Here is a 1,049-nt window from a genome sequence, read left to right as displayed (position 1 = left end):
CGATAATCGGCAAAGGCATCTTCCATAGCCTGCTGGGGCACGCCCTGCACCCAGCCCTCTTCTTCATTGATGGTGCTTTCCTGCTCAATGGTCTGGGCCAGACCTTGAGCATCGAAGGGCACCTGCTCTTCCAGGGCCATGCCCTCGGTGTACTCGTATTGCTTGAAGCTGGCATCCATGGGCACCCAGCTATCGCCCACGCTATGCTTGGCACCACGGCTGGGGTGATAGTCGATCCAGGCCTCCACCCACACATGCTCCAGGTTGATGTGGGTGATTTCCCCTCCGCTGACCATGCCAACATTGGGGATACCGCCCTGCCCCAGAAGATCGCTGGCGGCTTGCGGCGTATTGACGTTGCCTACCCAGTTCATCACCTGATCGGCAGGCATTTGTACGGTACCGAACGTGTAGCGGGCAGGGATGTTGGCGGCACGGAGCAAGGCAACCAGCAAGCTGGCTGTGTCGTAGGCATTGCCCTTACCGTGTTGCAGGGTGTAATCCGCGCCCTGGATGGAACCATGGCTGGGAATAAACTCGATATTATTGCGAACCCACTGGTAGATTGCCACTGGGTCGTGATCCAGCGCCTCCGCCTTCGCACGGACGGCATCGGTGAGCTGGGCATCCAGGGTGGCGGCCAGGTCCTCTTCCGTGGGGCCTCCGGGTTGTCCGAGCATGTCAGGGGTAATGACGTTACTGGCCAGTTGCACGCCACGTTCGAATAGGGGAAGCGCATTCCTGGCGCTTAATTCTCTGGCGGTGGTGGACGGCTCCGGTGTCAGGTTCGGGTCCGGGGTGCCCCATGGCAAGTTGTTCGGGTCAAAAGGGTCACGGGGCTTTTCCAGGGTGAAGCTGTCCATCCACTCTTTCAGCGACGCCGCTGCGTCCTGCTGCTCCTGCAGACTCTCTGCTTCCAGCATGGCCGCCATCCGAACTTGCATGGTCTGGTAACGTTCCCGGTATTGTTGACGGGCCTCGGCGTGCCGCTGCTGAATTTTCTCTGGCAACTGCTTCTCCCGCAGCCGCTTGCCGGTGGCATCAAATTC

General features: G+C 60.0%; 1 protein-coding gene. It reads right to left on the bottom strand.

The window, feature by feature from the left end:
* A partial coding sequence (locus A3754_RS06090; RefSeq protein WP_197468502.1) for a transglutaminase family protein occupies positions 1-1,049 on the bottom strand: 1,049 nt, incomplete at both ends.

It is taken from the genome of Alcanivorax sp. HI0083, from assembly GCF_001635175.1.
Note: the sequence above shows the minus strand (reverse complement) of the source record. Positions and strands in the feature narration are given on the sequence as shown.